Here is a 13,858-nt window from a genome sequence, read left to right as displayed (position 1 = left end):
CAGCTGATGGAGACTGGCTTCATGCAGATCCTCTCCATCCAGTCGCACGTGGCCTTCGGCTACGTCGGCAACTCGGCGGCAGTCTTCCCGATCCAGCGCCTCGGTCACGAGGTCTGGCCCGTGCTCACGGTCAACTTCTCCAACCACACCGGCTACGGCGAGTGGCGTGGACCGGTCGTGGCCGCCGACCAGGTCGCCGAGGTCATCGAGGGGATCTCCGAGCGCGACGGTCTGTCGACCGTCTCCGCCGTGCTGTCCGGCTACCAGGGCGACCCGGCTGTCGGCGCGATCGTCCTGGATTCCGTACGTCGCGTGAAGGCGCTCAACCCGCGCGCCCTCTACTGCTGTGACCCGGTGATGGGCGACGTCGGGCGCGGGATGTTCGTCCGTGAGGGCATCCCGGAGTTCATGCGCGACGAGGTCGTGCCCGCCGCCGACGTGATCACGCCCAACCACTTCGAGCTCAACTTCCTCGCCGGTCTCGAGTCGACCGACACGCTGCAGGAGGTGCTCGCCGCCGTCGACATCGTCCGCGAGTCCGGCCCGTCCAACGTGCTGGTGACCTCGGTGATCACCAAGGACCCGACCCATCTCGACCTGGTCGCCGTCTCCGACGAAGGCGCCTGGTCGGTCACCACTCCCCTGCTCCCGATCTCCCCCAACGGCGGCGGCGACGTCACCGCGGCGGTCTACCTCTCCCACCTGCTCTCGACCGGCTCGACGCCGGCCGCCCTCGGCCGCACCGCGAACACCCTCTTCGCGATCCTCGACCGGACGTTGAAGTCGGGCCGTCGCGAGCTCGAGCTCGTCGCCTCCCAGGACGACATCGCCAACCCGCCGACGACGTACGAGGTCACGCAGCTCCGCTGATCAGTAGGACTTGCCGTCGGCGTACCGCTGTCGCCGCCAGGCCCTGCCACTTCCCCGGTTCTTGGCCTTGTACGTCGGCAGCTGGCTGTCGCAGTTCGGGCAGAGGAGCCGAAGGTTCTCACGTCGATTGTTCGACGCGTCCCCGTCGATGTGGTCCAGCACGAAGGCGAGTTCCAAGCCATTCCACTCGGCGGGGATGGCACAGATCGCGCACAGGCCCTCCTGCTGCTCGAGGACATAGTCACGGATGTAGTGGCGACGCTTGCTCAGGGCCTTGCCGATCCCGGTCGCCAGCCACTCCTCGACCATGCGCTTCTGCTTGACCTGCATCTGGCAGGCGTTGCTGCAGTAGATCTTCTGGTGGCGCTGGGTAAGTTCTCGCCCGCACCCCAAGCATCGGCTCATGGCAATGACTGTATGGCCGACCACCGACATTTCGTGGAGCCGGTGACAGGAGTCGAACCCGCGACATTTCGCTTACAAGGCGAACGCTCTACCAACTGAGCTACACCGGCATGCCGTACGCATCCGCAACGGCGGGACAATCGTAGCCAGTCATTGGCCCGAGTGCGCATCCGGCGTGCCGTCCTGACCGTGACGCGCGCCGAGGCATCCCCTTGAAAACACGTGCAGGGAGACCTACGAGTCCGGGCGCGAGCGGGGTCTAGGGGCTCGCGTCACTCGTCCCCGGCGGGGCGTCCAGCGGGACGTACTCGTGGGCGGTCAGGGCGCCGTTGGTCTCCAGCTCGACGGACTGGAGACCGACGGGGAGCCCGTCGGCGTAGGTGATCAGGGTGACCTCGGCGGTGCGGCGGATCTTCCCCATCGCGAAGGCGTACGCCGCGCCACCGGTGGTGCCGTTGGTGTAGGTCCAGCCGATCTCGCCGTTCTCACCGGTCACCTCGCTCGGCCCCAGGTGAACGTGGCGGTGGCCGCCGACGACGAGAGTCGCGCAGCCCCGTCGCAGCGTCTCGCGTCCGAGCGAGGGGTCGTGGACGAGGAGGGTCGCGACGGGCTTGCCCTCCTCCATCGAGGCGCAGGCGATGTCGGCGAGCTTCTCGCCGGCCTCCTCGAGGGTGACGCCCTTCTCGTCGATCCAGTTGCCGAGGCCGCTGGTGCGCGGGTCGGGGACGCCCAGGAGCGTCGAGCCTCCGGGGCCGTCGACGACCTCGCCGTCGAGCATGGTCCAGCCCCGGTCGGCGAGGTAGTCACCGACCGTCGGGCCGTAGTCGTGGTTGCCGGTGACCGCCCACTTGTCCAGACCGTCGCTGGCGTCGGTGAGCGAGTCGAGGGAGAAGGTCTCCCAGTCGGACCCGGTCGAGGTGTCGTCGCCGGCGTCGAGGATGCCGGTCGCGCCGCCCTCGTCGGCGATCGCGCGGACCACGGAGTCCATGCCGACGTTGTCGTGGCGGTCGGAGACGAGGACCGACACGGTCTCGTCCTCGCCCGGCTCGCGCAGCGCCAGGTCCGGGACCTTCTCCACGACCTTCTCGTAGAAGGTCCGGCTGGAGTTGTAGGTGTCGACGGCGCTGGCCACGAGCCGGCGGGTCTGGTTGGCGTAGGCGTCGCCGCGGACCTCCACCTCGGCCAACTCCTCCGGCACGGGGATCGCCGCGCCGAGGAAGTCGGCCAACGGAGTCCATTCGCCGGCGACCGGTCCGGCCTCCTTGTCCGCGGCGGGCGCTCCTGCCTCGCCCCAGGGCTGCCAGACCGCGGCCGCGATCACCGCCACCGCGACCACGCCGATGCCCGCGGTGCTGAGACCGCGCCGGGTGCGGGCCGACTCTGTGATGCGTCGGCGCAGGTCGGCGCGGCGTTGGGAGCCGGGCAGCCACCACAGCACGACTCCCCCGGCGACGATCGCCAAGGAGACCGCGGCACCGCGGACCACGGCCGCGACGAGCATCGACTCGACCTGCTCCACCACGACCGCGCGCTGGCCGGCGGGGGCCGACCCGAGGACCGCGTAGCGCTCGAAGAGCTCGTCCATCGACCGCAGCTCGGTCTTCCCGAGGGTCACGTCGACGCCGACCGGGCCGCCGACGTCCAGGCGTACGTCAGGCAGCACCGGTCCGGTGTGGATGACCGCCTTCCCCGACAGCGTCGGGCGCAGGACCGAGTCGTGGCCGGCCAGGACCACCTGGCGTTCGCTGGACAGGAAGAGCCACGCGCTCAGCGCCACGGCCAGCACGAGCCACAGCACTCCGAGCCCCGCCCAGACGGCGAGGCCCCGAAACAGAGTGCGGCGAGAGATCAGCGGCGCGCCTCCGCGACCGCGTAGAGCACGACCGACGCAGCGACGCCGGCATTGAGGGACTCTACGGAGTTGGCCATCGGGATCGACACTATCTGATCGCAGGTCTCCTGGACCAAGCGGGACAGCCCACCACCCTCGGCACCGACGACGATCACCAGCGGACCATCGGCGAGGCCCTCGGGGGCACCCAGCTCGGGCAGGGTGATGTCACCCTCCATGTCGAGCCCGACGACCATGCAGCCGGCCTCCTGGTAGGCCTTCAGCTGCCGGGTCAGGTTGACCGTCTGCGCGACCGGGATCCGCGCCGCGGCACCGGCGCTCGTCTTCCACGCCGCGGCGGTCATCCCGGCCGCACGCCGCTCCGGGATCACCACGCCATGGGCTCCGAAAGCCGCGGCCGAGCGCACGATGGCGCCCAGGTTGCGCGGGTCGGTGACCTGGTCGAGAGCAACGATCAGCGCCTTCTCCCTGACCTCGGCCGCGCGGTCGAGCAGGTCGTCGGCGTGGGCGTACTCGTAGGCCGGGATCCGCGCCGCGAGCCCCTGGTGGCCGTTGAAGCCGGTGAGCCGGTCGAGCTCGACCTTGGTCACCTCGAGCAGCGAGATGCCCTTCTCGGAGGCGAGCATGAACGCCTCCCGCAGCCGGCCGTCGCGCTCGGCACCCTCGGCGACGTAGAGCCCGTTGACCGGTACGTCCTCACGCAGTGCCTCGACCACGGAGTTGCGTCCGATGATCCACTCGGCGTCACCGGCGGCCCGCTTGCGCGGACCCTTGTTGCGCTGCTCCGCGGCCTGGGCCGCCTTGTGGGCCTTGTGGTAGGGCCGGTCCTTCGCCTTCGGCGTCGGGCCCTTGCCCTCCAGGCCCTTGCGCCGGTTGCCGCCGGTGCCGACCTGGGCACCCTTCTTACGCCCCTTCGCGATCGCTCCGCGACGCTGGGAGTTGCCTGCCATCAGTTAACGCTCCATTTCGGACCCTCAGGGGTGTCCTCGATCTCGATCCCGGCGTCCTTGAGCCGGTCTCGCATGGCATCGGCGCGGGCCCAGTCCTTGGCGGCGCGCGCCTCGGCGCGCTCGGCCAGGACCCCGCGAACAAGTACGTCGAGCGCGCCGGTCAGCTTCTCGTCATCACCGCTCGCCGGACCCCACGCCGGGTCGGCGGGGTCCAGACCGAGCACGTCCAGCATCGCGCGGACGCTCGCGGCGACCCCGCGCAGCGCCGGGCTGTCGCCGTCGGCGAGCAGCTTGTTGCCCTCGCGGACGACCTCGTGCAGGGCGCCCACGGCGGCCGGGGTGCCGAGGTCGTCGTCCATCGCGTTGACGAAGTCGGCGCACGGGACGCCGTCGCCCGGGATCTCGCCGATCGCGGCCGCCGCGCGCTCCAGGAAGCCTTCGATCCGCTGGAATCCGGCTGCGGCCTCCTCGAGCGCCTCGAAGGAGAACTCGACGTGGGACCGGTAGTGGGCCGCGACCAGGTAGTAGCGCAGCTCGATGCCGCGTACCTTCTTCAGGACCTCGGGGATGACCAGCGAGTTGCCCAGCGACTTCGACATCTTCTCGCCGGAGGTCGTGATCCAGGCGTTGTGCAGCCAGTAGCTCGCGAAGGGCCGGCCGGCAGCGCGCGACTGGGCCTGCTCGTTCTCGTGGTGCGGGAAGCGCAGGTCGATGCCACCACCGTGGAAGTCGAAGGCGGGACCGAGGTATTTCCCGGCCATCGCCGAGCACTCGATGTGCCACCCGGGCCGTCCCAGACCCCAGGGCGAGGGCCAGGAGGCGGTCTCCGGCTCGGAGACCTTCCGGCCCTTCCACAGCGCGAAGTCACGTGGGTCGCGCTTGCCGCGCGGGTCGGCGTCGGCGGCGGCCTCCATGTCGTCGACCTTCTGCCCCGACAGCTCGCCGTAGGAGGGCCAGGAGCGCACATCGAAGTAGACGTCCGCAGAGCCGTCCTCGGCAGCGTAGGCATGGCCCTTCGCGATCAGCTCCTCGATCAGCGCGATGATCTCGGGGATGTGACCGGTGGCCAGGGGCTCGTAGGTCGGCCGGGCGACGTTGAGCGAGGCGTAGGCGGCGTCGAGCTCGCGGTGCATGGTGTAGCCGAGGTTGTACCAGGGACGTCCCTGCTCGGCCGACTTCGCCAGGATCTTGTCGTCGATGTCGGTCACGTTGCGGATGAAGGTGGTCTCGTAGCCCGACGCCCGCAGCCACCGCTGCAGCACGTCGAAGTTCACCCCGCTCCGCACGTGCCCGACGTGCGGCTCGCTCTGCACGGTCAGGCCACAGACATAGAGCGACGCCTTGCCGGGCTGCAAGGGGGTGAAGTCACGTACTTCACGGGTCGCCGAGTCGTAGAGCCTGAGTGCCATACCCCAAGTCTAGGGACGTACGCGGGTTCCCTACCTATCGCGACGCACGATGAGCGCCGAGGCGATCGCGGCGACGCCCTCACCGCGCCCGGTGAGCCCGAGACCGTCGGTGGTCGTGGCGGTCACGGCGACCGGCGCGCCCGCCGCCGCGGAGAGCGCCTCGTTGGCCTCGGCCCGCCGCGGACCGATCTTGGGCCGGTTGCCGATCACCTGCACCGCGACATTGCCGATCTCGAAACCGGCTTCGCGGACCCGGCGCGCGGCCTCCGCCAGCAGGACGACCCCGGCTGCCCCTGCCCACTCGGGCTCGGAGGTGCCGAAGTTGGACCCCAGGTCGCCGAGCCCCGCGGCGGAGAAGAGCGCGTCGCAGCAGGCGTGGGCGGCCACGTCCCCGTCGGAGTGACCGGCGAGACCCTGCGGCTCGTCGGGGAAGGCGAGGCCGGCCACATGCATCGGGACACCGTCGGCAAGGCTGTGTACGTCGGTCCCGATGCCGATCAGAGGAAGCTGCACGCTCCGCAGTCTCCCAGATAGTGCTCAGGCAGCCTTTCGGTGGCCGACGTGGATGAGCCCGTCGACAACCCGGACCTCGTAGGCGGGGATGGTCACGTGCGGGTCGTCCAGGCACTGTCCCGTACGCAGGTCGAACCCGTGCCGGTGAGCGGGCGAGGCCACGAACGGAACCCCGTCGCGCACCCCGACGATGCCCTTGGCGATCACCGACGCCTTGGCGAACGGGTCGTGGTTCCCCAGGGCGTAGACGACATCGTCGGGCATCCGGAAGATCGCGATGGCCTGCCCATGGACCAGTGCCGTGGCGCCGCGCTTCACCTCGAGCGCGTCGACCGGGCAGACGGACTGCCAGTCACCCTGGTCGTCCCGCTGGGCATGAGCACTCATGACGTCGCCGGCCCGAGCCGCTTCGTCGACATTCTCGGGTCCTCCCTTCGGTGGATTTGAACCGTAGGACGCGTGAGGGACACCTCCTGTTTCGCTCTGTTACGCGTACGTAAACACCAGCGCCCAGCCCGTACGCCGTCCTCGCCGCCGAACGGATAGCCTCCAGGGGTGCCTGCCGCTCTCGTCCTCCTGGCCGCCGGATCCGGCACCCGCGTCGGAGCCGCCACCAACAAGGTGCTGCTCCCGCTCGACGGGTCCGACGATCCGGCCTCCTCAGCCCTCGGCCTCTCGCTCCGGACCGCCCTGGCCGTGCCCGACGTGCACCGTCTCGTCCTGGTCGTACGCAGCGGCGACGAGGAGGCGGTCGCGGCCGTCGCCCAGCCCCTGCTCGGGGACCGCGAGGTCGTGATGGTCGCCGGCGGCGAGACCCGGCACGCATCCGAACAGGCCGCGCTGGCGGTGCTCCGGGCCGACATCGAGGCAGCCGGCGAGGACGGCATCGACGTGGTCGCGATCCATGACACTGCCCGGCCGCTGGTGTCGCCCGAGCTCTTCTCCGTGGTCATCGGCGTCGCCCGCAAGCACGGTGGCGCCATCCCCGCCGCCCCGCTCAGCCACCTCTCGACGCGTGACCTGCAGCCGGTGGCAGGTCCTCTCGTCGGCGTACAGACACCGCAGGCGTTCCGCGCGGCCGACCTGCTGGCCGCCTATGCCCAGGCCGCGGCCGACGGCTTCGACGGCACCGACACCGGCGCCACCCTGGAGCGCTACGCCTCCGGGGTACGCATCGTCGCAGTGCCCAGCTCGTCGCTGAACCTCAAGGTCACCTTCGCCGACGACCTGGGCGCGGTCGGGAAGCTGCTCAGCTGACTGCGCTCACCGACAGCGCTTCGAGCAGGCGTACGTCATCCTCGGAGGCGACGCGGCGGCCGACCGGCGGCGCCTCGACCGAGACGACCGGGAACCGGCGGGCCAGCGAGCCCGCGATCTCGGCGAAGTCGCCGGAAGGCCAGTCGTCCAAGGCCGCGACGACGGCCGGGGGCAGCACGATCGGCGATGCGACCGAGACCAGCGAGGTGCGGTCGATGGTCGCGCCGAGCACCGGCACCCCGTCCTCGATGGCCAGGTTCTTGACCGTGTCCGTCACCGGGCGTACGCCGACGACGACCGCCTCGCGCGCGAGCGCGGTCGAGACACAGTGAGCGATGAAGGCCGGCGGGGTCATCGGGCACAGCGAGTCGTGCAGGACCAGCGGCTCCTCGGCCGCGACCATCCCCTCCCACGAGGTGGTGAAGTCGACGGGCGTCACGCCGGACTCGCCGAGGGACCAGGTCGCCGCGGCGACCAGCGCCTCACCGTGGATCAACGTGAACGGCAGCGAGCCTCGACCGTCATCGGCGACGAACCCGAGGGCCGGCGGAACCTCGGCAGTCTCGTCGATCTCGTCGTAGTCGGCGTAGGGGTCCTCCATGGAAGTCACCGTATCGGCCCTGCTGAGCCCTCCGCTGAGCCCCCCAAAAGCGCGAAACAGGCCCCGGGTTTCCCCGGAGCCTGTAACGCAGACCGAAACCAGCGTCAGCTGGCCAGCACCTCATCGAGGAGGACTTCAGCCTTGTCTTCGTTGGTGTGCTCGCACAGCGCGAGCTCCGAGACGAGGATCTGGCGTGCCTTGGCGAGCATGCGCTTCTCCCCGGCGGAGAGGCCACGGTCACGCTCACGACGCCACAGGTCACGCACGACCTCGGCGACCTTCATGACATCGCCGCTGTGCAGCTTCTCCAGGTTTGCCTTGTAACGACGCGACCAGTTGGTCGGCTCTTCGACGTGCTCCGCACGAAGCACCTCGAAGACTCGATCAAGCCCGTCCTTGTCTACGACGTCTCGAACTCCGACGAGCTCGAGGTTGTTGGCCGGAACACGCACCACGAGGTCCTGCTGAGCGATGATGCGGAGGACCAGATACTGCCGCTCCTCGCCCTTGATGGTGCGCATCTCGATGTCTTCGATGACGGCCGCGCCATGGTTCGGGTATACGACGGTCTCGCCGACGGTGAAAGTCATATTTTTAGGTACCCCTTCCTAGGGCTATAAGTCTACCACGGATCTTAGAATTCGGATTCCGTGTTTGCGCAGGTCAGGGGCTCAATCTGGGGTTGACAGATTGATAACTTGTGTGGTTCCGCGCGCGCAGGCCCGTCGAACGTGGCAGCATGGCTGATTTCGAAACGACTCCGAAATCTCGCCGTAGCCAGCCTGTTGTCCTGCGCGGCTCGGCCAAGTGCCCGATACTGCCGCCATGGCGAATGCATCGCAGAGCGCCCCCAAGACCATCTTCACCGTGTCGTCGTCGCACGCCCAGGATCAGGACCCGGAAGAGACGCAAGCCAGTGCGTCGGCCGTTCCTGATGCCCCGGCGGGCCGAGCAAGCGTCATGGACAAGGTGGGCAACTGGGCCCCGTTCCTCCTCATCCGCTCCACCCACCCCCGCCAGGCGGTGCTGACCGCCATCGGCCTGTCGGTGGCGGCCGTCCTCGCCGGGCTGACGACGCGCGAGGTCACGCTGATCGCGGTCACCGTGCTCGTCGGCCAGGCCGTCCTCGGCTGGCACAACGACCTCGTCGACCAGGCCGTCGACCGTCGTCACGAGCGCGAGGGCAAGCCGATCTCGGACGGCCGTCTCGAATCGGGCAGCGTCTGGTTCGCGCTGTGCTGCGGCGTACTGCTCGTCATCCCGCTCTCGGTCACCTCGGGCACCGTCGCGGGCCTGTTCTACCTCGGCTCGCTGGTGCTCGGGATGCTCGCCAACGTACTGCTGCGCAAGGGCCTCTTCTCCTGGGTCCTGTGGGCGGCGGCCTTCGCCTGCTACCCCGGATACCTCTCGTACGCCGGCTGGGCCGGTGAGTCCTCGGGCGGACCGCCGCACTGGGTGATGGTCGCGCTCGCCGCGGCGCTCGGTGTCGGCGTGCACTTCCTGACCGCGCTGTGGGGCCTGGTCGCCGACAACGAGGACAAGTGGACGTACCTGCCGCTCAAGGCCGGACTGAAGCTCGGGGCCGGCAAGCTCCTCCTCGTCACGCTCGTCTACATCGCCGTGGTGATCGCCGGGATGCTGTACGCCGCGAGCGCCGTCGGACTGCGTGCCTGACCCTTTTCCGAGATCGCGGGATCGGGCGGATAGAGTGTCGCGCGTGACGACCAAGGTTATGCAGAAGCGGCTCGCAGTGACGGGCGCACTCGTGGCTCTCGCGCTTCCGGCGCTCACCGCCTGCAGCAGCTTCGACTACGCGACGGACCGGCCCAACGAGATCACCCACGGCGGGTCGACGCTCGACGGTGCCATCCGGATCAACGCCGCTCGCATCGTGACCGCGCAGGAAGGCTCCGGCGTCTTGGTCGGCACCTTCTCGCTCGACCCGGCGATCAACCCGGCGGTCGCCGGCAAGGCGCTGCCGACGGTCACCTCGATCGCCACGGCGGCCGACGCCGAGGAGACGGTCACGCCCGAGTCGTTCACCCCGATCGAGCTTCCGAAGTCCGGCATCATCAACCTGGCCGACCCGACCATCGGTGGCATCGCGGTCACCGGCGACTTCAAGCCGGGCGACAGCATCCCGATGACCTTCACCTTCTCCGAGGGTGAGGAGAAGACCATCTCCGTCCCGGTGGTCACCCAGTGTGGTCCGTACGCCGAGGTCGTCGCAGCCGTCGACGAGACCACGAAGCCCGCGAAGAAGGGCAAGAACGCCGAGGCCCAGGCGTCCGAGGACGCTGCCGCCGAGGACGCTGCCGCCGAGGGCGCTGCCGAGGGCACCGAGGAGGCGTCGACCCTGCCTGCCGACGAGCCCGCCGAGAGCGAGCACGCGACCGAGACCGAGACCGAGGGCGAGCACGCCACCGAGGGCGAGGCGCACGACGAGTCCGCGGGCACCATCTCCGAGGACCCCTACTCCTGCGAGTTCCCCCCGGCCGCTCTGCCCGGTGCCGAGGAAGCTCACTGATGACCTACAAGCTCGTCCTTCTGCGTCACGGCGAGAGCGAGTGGAACGCGCTCAACCTGTCCACCGGCTGGGTCGACGTCGACCTCACCGACAAGGGCCGGGCCGAGGCCGTCAACGGCGGCAAGCTGCTGGCCGAGGCCGGGATCCTTCCCGACCTGGTCCACACGAGCCTGCTGCGACGTGCGATCAACACCGCCAACATCGCGCTCGACACCGCCGAGCGCCACTGGATCCCGGTGCGCCGCGACTGGCGTCTCAACGAGCGCCACTACGGCGCGCTCCAGGGCAAGAACAAGTCCGAGACGCTGAAGAAGTTCGGCGAGGAGCAGTTCCAGCTGTGGCGTCGTTCCTACGACGTACCGCCGCCGCCGATCGAGGCCGACTCCGAGTACTCCCAGGCCGGTGACCCGCGCTACGCCGACATCGACGTGCCCGCCACCGAGTGCCTCAAGGACGTCGTCGCCCGGATGATCCCCTACTGGGAGTCGGCGATCGTGCCCGACCTCCAGGCCGGCAAGACCGTTCTGGTCACCGCCCACGGCAACAGCCTTCGCGCGCTGGTCAAGCACCTCGACAACATCTCCGACACCGAGATCGCCAAGCTCAACATCCCCACGGCCCAGCCGCTGGTCTACGAGCTCGACGAGTCGCTGAAGCCGGTCGTCACCGGCGGCACCTACCTCGACCCCGAGGCCGCGGCCGCCGCCGCCGAGGCCGTCGCCAACCAAGGCAAGCAGTAACAACCACGATCCCGCCGAGTCGGCTCGTCTTGACGAGCCGACTCGGCGGGATTTTCGGTCAGTACGAGCCGACTCGGCGGGTCAGGAGTCGGTGGGGGTCTCGCCGGTGACGACGAAGACGACCCGGTTGGCCACCGTGACGGCGTGGTCGGCGATGCGCTCGTAGTAGCGGCCCAGGAGAGCCACGTCGACGGCGGGCTCGACGCCGTGGGTCCAGTCCTGACCCAGCAGCTCGGCGAAGGACTTGCGTCGCAGCTGGTCCATCTCGTCGTCGTCGGCGACCAGGTCCTGAGCTGCGGAAACGTCGCGGGTGCGGAGGATCTCGCAGGTGCGCTCGACCATCTGCTGGGCGATCTCGGCCATCTTGCCGATGGTCGGCTGGGCCAGCTCGGGGACGGCCTTGTTCGGCGTACGCAGCCTGGCGATCTTGGCGACGTGGACGGAGAGGTCACCCATCCGCTCGAGGTCGGAGATCATCCGCAGCGCGGCGACGACTACGCGCAGGTCGCCGGCGACCGGCGACTGGAGGCCGAGCAGCTCGAGGGCGTTCTCCTCGATGCGCTCGCGGGCGTCGTCGATCTCGACATCCTTGTCGATCACCTGCTCGGCGAGGTCGTTGCGGGCCTCGAGGAGAGCGGTGGTGGCGTCGCGTACGGCCACCGACACCAGCTCACAGACACTGGTGAGATCGGTGAAGATGGCATCGAGGTCCTCATGGAAAGCAGCGCGCATGGGCCGATCCTAGACACACGACATGTACTGATCTCCATCCCGAGTGAACCGACGGTGAACGTTCGGCGCGGAGACGTCCAGAGGTGAAGAATGGGTGTTTGATGGGCTTACCCTGATCGTGTGGACTCGACGACGCAGGCCTTTCTTGCTGCGCTCCTCGGCGCTGTCGTCGCCGGAGCGGCGGTGCTTGCGTGGGCGATGAGCGAACGTTCCCGCCGTCGGATCCCCGAGGTCGAGCCCCCGAAGGTTCCCTCCGAGGTGGCCGCGGTCCTCTCGGTCCTGCGCAGCAGCGCGGTCGTCGTCGACGAGCACGACACGGTGCTCAAGGCCAGCGCCCCGGCGTACGCCCTGGGTCTGGTGCGCGGCACCTCGCTGGTCTCGCCCGAGCTCTCCGAGCTCGTCCACGGTGTGCGCCGTGACGGCCAGATCCGGGAGACCGAGCTGGTGATCTCGCGCGCCAACGGGGCCTCACGGCACGTCACCGCCCGGGTCGCTCCGCTCGGCACGCGCCTGGCGCTCGCCCTGGTCGAGGACCGCACCCGCGAGCGCCGCGTCGAGGCCGTACGCCGCGACTTCGTCGCCAACGTCAGCCACGAGCTCAAGACGCCGGTCGGCGCGATACGAGTGCTCGCCGACGCGGTCACCGAGGCCTCCGACGACCCCGAGGCCGTACGCCGCTTCGCCCACCGGATGATCACCGAGTCCGAGCGCCTGACCGAGCTCGTCCAGCAGATCATCGAGCTCTCCCGGCTCCAGGGCGACGAGCCCCTGGAGGCACCGATCGCGGTCGACGTCGACAAGGTCATCGCGGCCGCCGTCGACGCCTCGACGGTCGACGCCGACGCCAAGGGCATCAACGTGGTCAGCGCCGGCACCGCCGGGTTGCACGTCTTCGGCAACGACGAGCAGGTCTCGACCGCGGTCACCAACCTGGTCTCCAACGCGGTCGCCTACTCCGACCCCGGCTCGACCGTGACCGTCTCGACCCGCGCGACCGACGGCTCCGTCGAGATCTCCGTGGTCGACCAGGGCATCGGGATCCCGTCCACGGAGATCGACCGGATCTTCGAGCGCTTCTACCGCGTCGACCCGGCTCGCCACCGCTCCACCGGCGGCACCGGGCTCGGCCTGTCGATCGTCAAGCACGTCGCCGCTACGCATGGTGGCGAGGTCAAGGTCTGGTCGCAGGAGGGTCAGGGTTCCACCTTCACCCTCACCCTGCCCCAGCACCTACCAACTGCCGGGAAGTCCGGCACAAGCAAGGAGGAACGCCCGTGACCCGGGTACTCGTCGTCGAAGATGAAGCCAGCTACAGCGAGGCACTGTCCTACATGCTCCGCAAGGAGGGCTTCGAGGTCGCCGTCGCCGAGGACGGCACCGACGCTCTGAAGGAGTTCGACCGCAACGGGGCAGACATCGTGCTGCTCGATCTGATGCTTCCCGGCCTCTCCGGCACCGAGGTGTGCCGGCAGATCCGGGCCACCTCGTCGGTCCCGGTCATCATGGTGACCGCCAAGGACGACGAGGTCGACAAGGTCGTCGGCCTCGAGCTCGGCGCCGACGACTACGTCACCAAGCCCTACTCCCCGCGCGAGCTGGTCGCCCGGATCCGCGCCGTCCTCCGCCGAGGCACCGAGCCCGACGCGGCCCCCGCCACCCTCGAGGCCGGGCCCGTCCGGATGGACGTGGAGCGCCACGTCGTGACCGTGGACGGCAACGAGCAGCGCCTCCCGCTCAAGGAGTTCGAGCTCCTGGAGATGTTCCTGCGCAACCCTGGCCGCGTCCTCACCCGCGGCCAGCTCATCGACCGCGTCTGGGGCTCCGACTACGTCGGCGACACCAAGACCCTCGACGTACACGTCAAGCGCCTGCGCGCCAAGCTCGAGCCGGACCCGTCGGAGCCGAAGTTCCTGGTCACGGTCCGCGGTCTGGGCTACAAGCTCGACCTCTGAGCCGTACGCAGCGGCCCGGGACATAGCCCCTTCGGGCCATGTCCCGGGCC

Annotated in this window: 16 protein-coding genes and 1 tRNA gene; 7 read left to right on the top strand and 10 right to left on the bottom strand. The window is 69.4% G+C overall.

Annotated features, from left to right (window positions below; translation table 11 throughout):
• Positions 1-21 precede the first annotated feature (21 nt).
• Complete coding sequence (pdxY, locus tag ACIO3S_RS19485; protein ID WP_400467121.1) at positions 22-870, top strand: pyridoxal kinase PdxY; 849 nt, start codon at positions 22-24, stop codon at positions 868-870.
• On the opposite strand, the gene ACIO3S_RS19480 is transcribed toward pdxY, so the two are convergent.
• From ACIO3S_RS19480 to nirD, 7 genes are all read right to left on the bottom strand, one after another.
• Positions 871-1,275: an HNH endonuclease gene (locus ACIO3S_RS19480; RefSeq protein ID WP_160026830.1), complete on the bottom strand. Its 405-nt coding sequence runs from the start codon at positions 1,273-1,275 to the stop codon at positions 871-873.
• A gap of 34 nt (positions 1,276-1,309) precedes the next feature.
• Positions 1,310-1,385, bottom strand: a tRNA-Thr gene (locus ACIO3S_RS19475).
• A 149-nt stretch (positions 1,386-1,534) separates the two neighbouring features.
• Entirely contained in the window at positions 1,535-3,073 is a 1,539-nt protein-coding gene (locus ACIO3S_RS19470; protein WP_400467117.1) for a metallophosphoesterase, read from the bottom strand.
• A gap of 50 nt (positions 3,074-3,123) precedes the next feature.
• Positions 3,124-4,077, bottom strand: coding sequence for a 23S rRNA (guanosine(2251)-2'-O)-methyltransferase RlmB (rlmB, locus tag ACIO3S_RS19465; protein WP_350715564.1), 954 nt, complete (start codon positions 4,075-4,077; stop codon positions 3,124-3,126).
• Entirely contained in the window at positions 4,077-5,486 is a 1,410-nt protein-coding gene (cysS, locus tag ACIO3S_RS19460; RefSeq protein WP_400467114.1) for a cysteine--tRNA ligase, read from the bottom strand. The genes rlmB and cysS overlap by 1 nt, the downstream gene beginning before the upstream one ends.
• Before the next feature lie 30 nt (positions 5,487-5,516).
• Positions 5,517-5,999, bottom strand: a complete 483-nt coding sequence (gene ispF, locus ACIO3S_RS19455) for a 2-C-methyl-D-erythritol 2,4-cyclodiphosphate synthase (RefSeq protein WP_400467111.1) — start codon at positions 5,997-5,999, stop codon at positions 5,517-5,519.
• A 24-nt stretch (positions 6,000-6,023) separates the two neighbouring features.
• Positions 6,024-6,386, bottom strand: a complete 363-nt coding sequence (gene nirD / locus ACIO3S_RS19450) for a nitrite reductase small subunit NirD (RefSeq protein ID WP_350715866.1) — start codon at positions 6,384-6,386, stop codon at positions 6,024-6,026.
• Positions 6,387-6,554: 168 nt separating this feature from the next.
• Between nirD and ACIO3S_RS19445 the strand changes: the two genes are divergently transcribed.
• Positions 6,555-7,256 carry a 2-C-methyl-D-erythritol 4-phosphate cytidylyltransferase gene (locus ACIO3S_RS19445; protein WP_400467108.1) on the top strand — a complete coding sequence of 234 codons (702 nt, stop codon included), beginning with the start codon at positions 6,555-6,557 and terminating at the stop codon, positions 7,254-7,256.
• Here the strand turns inward: ACIO3S_RS19445 and ACIO3S_RS19440 are convergent.
• Both ACIO3S_RS19440 and ACIO3S_RS19435 read right to left on the bottom strand, forming a co-directional pair.
• Complete coding sequence (locus tag ACIO3S_RS19440) at positions 7,249-7,857, bottom strand: hypothetical protein (RefSeq protein WP_400467105.1); 609 nt, start codon at positions 7,855-7,857, stop codon at positions 7,249-7,251. The two genes, ACIO3S_RS19445 and ACIO3S_RS19440, sit on opposite strands and share 8 nt — an antisense overlap.
• A gap of 104 nt (positions 7,858-7,961) precedes the next feature.
• Positions 7,962-8,447 carry a CarD family transcriptional regulator gene (locus tag ACIO3S_RS19435; protein WP_008360791.1) on the bottom strand — a complete coding sequence of 162 codons (486 nt, stop codon included), beginning with the start codon at positions 8,445-8,447 and terminating at the stop codon, positions 7,962-7,964.
• A gap of 235 nt (positions 8,448-8,682) precedes the next feature.
• Between ACIO3S_RS19435 and ACIO3S_RS19430 the strand changes: the two genes are divergently transcribed.
• The 3 genes from ACIO3S_RS19430 to ACIO3S_RS19420 are packed head-to-tail and all read left to right on the top strand — an operon-like array spanning position 8,683 to position 11,124.
• On the top strand, positions 8,683-9,531 hold the full coding sequence (locus ACIO3S_RS19430) for a UbiA family prenyltransferase (protein WP_400467102.1): 849 nt from the start codon (positions 8,683-8,685) through the stop codon (positions 9,529-9,531).
• 43 nt (positions 9,532-9,574) lie between these two features.
• Positions 9,575-10,384 carry a hypothetical protein gene (locus ACIO3S_RS19425; RefSeq protein ID WP_400467099.1) on the top strand — a complete coding sequence of 270 codons (810 nt, stop codon included), beginning with the start codon at positions 9,575-9,577 and terminating at the stop codon, positions 10,382-10,384.
• Positions 10,384-11,124, top strand: a complete 741-nt coding sequence (locus tag ACIO3S_RS19420; protein WP_400467096.1) for a phosphoglyceromutase — start codon at positions 10,384-10,386, stop codon at positions 11,122-11,124. Before ACIO3S_RS19425 ends, ACIO3S_RS19420 begins: the two co-directional genes overlap by 1 nt.
• An 81-nt stretch (positions 11,125-11,205) precedes the next feature.
• On the opposite strand, the gene phoU is transcribed toward ACIO3S_RS19420, so the two are convergent.
• Positions 11,206-11,856 (bottom strand): phosphate signaling complex protein PhoU, encoded by a 651-nt coding sequence (gene phoU / locus ACIO3S_RS19415; protein WP_400467093.1) that lies wholly within the window; start codon positions 11,854-11,856, stop codon positions 11,206-11,208.
• 120 nt (positions 11,857-11,976) lie between these two features.
• Here phoU and ACIO3S_RS19410 point away from each other — a divergent pair, with 120 nt between their 5' ends.
• Positions 11,977-13,134: an ATP-binding protein gene (locus tag ACIO3S_RS19410; protein ID WP_160026818.1), complete on the top strand. Its 1,158-nt coding sequence runs from the start codon at positions 11,977-11,979 to the stop codon at positions 13,132-13,134.
• A complete protein-coding gene (locus tag ACIO3S_RS19405) occupies positions 13,131-13,808 on the top strand; it encodes a response regulator transcription factor (protein WP_008360778.1) in 678 nt (225 codons plus the stop codon). The genes ACIO3S_RS19410 and ACIO3S_RS19405 overlap by 4 nt, the downstream gene beginning before the upstream one ends.
• Positions 13,809-13,858 lie beyond the last annotated feature (50 nt).

The organism is Nocardioides sp. NPDC087217 (genome assembly GCF_044744805.1).
In the GTDB taxonomy this organism is placed as follows: Bacteria; Actinomycetota; Actinomycetes; order Propionibacteriales; family Nocardioidaceae; genus Nocardioides.
Note: the sequence above shows the minus strand (reverse complement) of the source record. Positions and strands in the feature narration are given on the sequence as shown.

What these genes read in the sequence shown, in the direction of transcription:
- pdxY (WP_400467121.1), top strand. Translation starts at nt 22, where the DNA reads ATGCAGATCCTCTCCATCCAGTCGCACGTGGCCTTCGGCTACGTCGGC.
- ACIO3S_RS19480 (WP_160026830.1), bottom strand. Translation starts at nt 1,275, where the DNA reads ATGAGCCGATGCTTGGGGTGCGGGCGAGAACTTACCCAGCGCCACCAG.
- rlmB (WP_350715564.1), bottom strand. Translation starts at nt 4,077, where the DNA reads ATGGCAGGCAACTCCCAGCGTCGCGGAGCGATCGCGAAGGGGCGTAAG.
- cysS (WP_400467114.1), bottom strand. Translation starts at nt 5,486, where the DNA reads ATGGCACTCAGGCTCTACGACTCGGCGACCCGTGAAGTACGTGACTTC.
- nirD (WP_350715866.1), bottom strand. Translation starts at nt 6,386, where the DNA reads ATGAGTGCTCATGCCCAGCGGGACGACCAGGGTGACTGGCAGTCCGTC.
- ACIO3S_RS19440 (WP_400467105.1), bottom strand. Translation starts at nt 7,857, where the DNA reads ATGGAGGACCCCTACGCCGACTACGACGAGATCGACGAGACTGCCGAG.
- ACIO3S_RS19435 (WP_008360791.1), bottom strand. Translation starts at nt 8,447, where the DNA reads ATGACTTTCACCGTCGGCGAGACCGTCGTATACCCGAACCATGGCGCG.
- ACIO3S_RS19430 (WP_400467102.1), top strand. Translation starts at nt 8,683, where the DNA reads ATGGCGAATGCATCGCAGAGCGCCCCCAAGACCATCTTCACCGTGTCG.
- ACIO3S_RS19420 (WP_400467096.1), top strand. Translation starts at nt 10,384, where the DNA reads ATGACCTACAAGCTCGTCCTTCTGCGTCACGGCGAGAGCGAGTGGAAC.
- phoU (WP_400467093.1), bottom strand. Translation starts at nt 11,856, where the DNA reads ATGCGCGCTGCTTTCCATGAGGACCTCGATGCCATCTTCACCGATCTC.